At 56.2% G+C, this 1,938-nt stretch carries 2 protein-coding genes and 1 tRNA gene; 1 reads left to right on the top strand and 2 read right to left on the bottom strand.

Translation table 11 applies throughout. The annotated features are described in order from the left end of the window. The first annotated feature begins 7 nt into the window (after positions 1–7). A tRNA-Thr gene (locus tag ACFTWP_RS41625) sits at positions 8–83 on the top strand. Positions 84–423: 340 nt separating this feature from the next. On the opposite strand, the gene ACFTWP_RS41620 is transcribed toward ACFTWP_RS41625, so the two are convergent. Together ACFTWP_RS41620 and ACFTWP_RS41615 are read right to left on the bottom strand one after the other, a co-directional pair. Continuing rightward, the gene (locus tag ACFTWP_RS41620) at positions 424–879 is read right to left on the bottom strand and encodes a hypothetical protein (protein WP_175918296.1); all 456 of its coding nucleotides are present in this window, start codon (positions 877–879) and stop codon (positions 424–426) included. Between the two features lie 446 nt (positions 880–1,325). Then, complete coding sequence (locus ACFTWP_RS41615) at positions 1,326–1,583, bottom strand: hypothetical protein (RefSeq protein WP_124473431.1); 258 nt, start codon at positions 1,581–1,583, stop codon at positions 1,326–1,328. Positions 1,584–1,938: the final 355 nt, after the last annotated feature.

Below are 1,938 nucleotides of genomic sequence, written 5' to 3'. Positions count from 1 at the left end.
GCGCTACGCCGGCTTAGCTCATCTGGTAGAGCAGTTGATTTGTAATCATCAGGTGGCGGGTTCGAGTCCTGCAGCCGGCACCATATCCAGCAAGGGGTTACGCGATGTTTGCGTAGCCCCTTCGCGTTTCCAATACCCTCTCATGTTTCCAATGCGCGTCGGCGAAACGGTTTAACCGGCCGTGTGCCGCGCACGTAACGCGCCGTCACGCCCGGTCCGCTGTGACCCGCCAGGCGCTGCCCGACTTCCAATCCTTCATGGTTCGTCTTGTGCGTCACGCCGCGCGCGCGGAGATCGCGGAATGGAAACGTCGCCTTGTCGAAGCGTGAAGGCAGCTTGCCCTTCCAAAGTGGGTAGCCTTTTTGGTCGCGCAAGAGGTGGGGCGAGAGGTCGACCTTCGAACCGCGCCAGGCGAGCAGTCGCTCAAACAGCGCCGCGAGGGCGCCCGTAATCTGTACGTTGACAATGCTCCAGTCTTTTGTGTGCGGAAGAAGATGCCCGCACAATGTTGGCGCGCTGCATGCGCAGGATGTCCGAGGGGCGTTGTACGCAGAGATTGGCCAGATCCATCGCGTTGCACAGCGGTTGGTAGGGCGCGGCATAGACGGCCGCATACAGCTCGTCATCGATGAGGGCGTCCCGGCGCCCGGTCTCCTTCTTCCTGCGCACGCCGGCGCACGGGTTCGCGATTGCCATCATGCCCCACAGCCGCCCGCAGTTCAGGACCAGCGACAGCCCGGCCTTCGTGCGGTTCGCTGTCACGACGCCGCGCTTCTCTACCGTCGTGCGCCAGATCGTGGCGACGTCGCCCGGCGCGAGCGTATCGAGCTCGCGATCGCCGATGACGGCAGCGGGCCCGGACAGGAACAGGTCGTACATGCGCCGCAGCAGACTTCTGCAGCGCGGGGGCGTCAGGGCGGTTTCGGTATGTACTTCCATGTGCCTTAGTTATGCAGCATCGGCGCTTCCTGTCCTTTGTGCTCGGTTCGGTCACAATAATGGGCCGCTCACAATAGCGCCGGTCCCGAATGCTCCGAGTACTGGCCGACGATAGTCAGAATCGGCACTAAGGCCTCGCTACATAAGGCTTTGCGGCGAAACTGCCAGATTTTGCACGAAAATGACGATTACCCCTGGCCGGACACTCCTGACGCTAGACGCCGCACTCCCAATATCCGGTGACGCGAGTCCGGTAATCAACTGCGATTGGAATTATCTGGAACTATATATTTTATAGAAAGTCAATTCGTCACGTAATTGAAAATGGTTTGGTGGCGGAAGCGTCACCAAACCATTGGGGTGATATCAAAGGACTATTTCGATCGTTACGTCAATTGGATCGTAAATCCTTCCTTCGAGCCTTCAAATGATACTCCGGATTGGAGGGGGCCCGACCCATACTTCCAGATAGCATACAGTGCCTTGGTTTTGCCTTTGGCGGGATCTCCGAATCGATTGGTCGCCAAAAAAGTGCGTGCCCCTTCGGCGAATTCCGTTTTGATGCCATTGGTGACATCGATTGTCTGGTTAAGATAGCCGTAGCCAGCATATACGATTGTCACTTCGTTTACCAGTTCAGTCATTTTTAACCTCGTAAGTGATCGCGATTATCGAAAACATATCGTTATATAAAGTCCGATATCCATCTAACTTCGAAGCCTGTCGGACATCTACGTAACGATATAAGAATCGGTTAGACGCCTTTCCAAATCAATTACAAGTAATTACGCGAGTGACAAGTTGGCGGAAACGCTGAGCTCCTTTGTTTACGCAAACATGCAAACTTCATCGCGAACCGAGCGGGTAGCCATCGCTTGGATTAGGACGTGGTGGAAGGCGGCTAACGAAACCAGGGCAAAACTGCTGAAACCGCGGCGGGCAGGCGCTTCCAATTCGAACCAAAGCCCCGACAGATAAGGCTGACAAGCCGGCATAGTC

This window comes from Kitasatospora sp. NPDC057015, assembly GCF_042673745.1.
In the GTDB taxonomy this organism is placed as follows: domain Bacteria; phylum Actinomycetota; class Actinomycetes; order Streptomycetales; family Streptomycetaceae; genus Kitasatospora.
This window is presented reverse-complemented; position numbering and strand designations above follow the sequence as displayed.

Coding starts and splice junctions, on each gene's coding strand:
- ACFTWP_RS41620 (WP_175918296.1), bottom strand. CDS start 879: ATGTACGACCTGTTCCTGTCCGGGCCCGCTGCCGTCATCGGCGATCGC.
- ACFTWP_RS41615 (WP_124473431.1), bottom strand. CDS start 1,583: ATGACTGAACTGGTAAACGAAGTGACAATCGTATATGCTGGCTACGGC.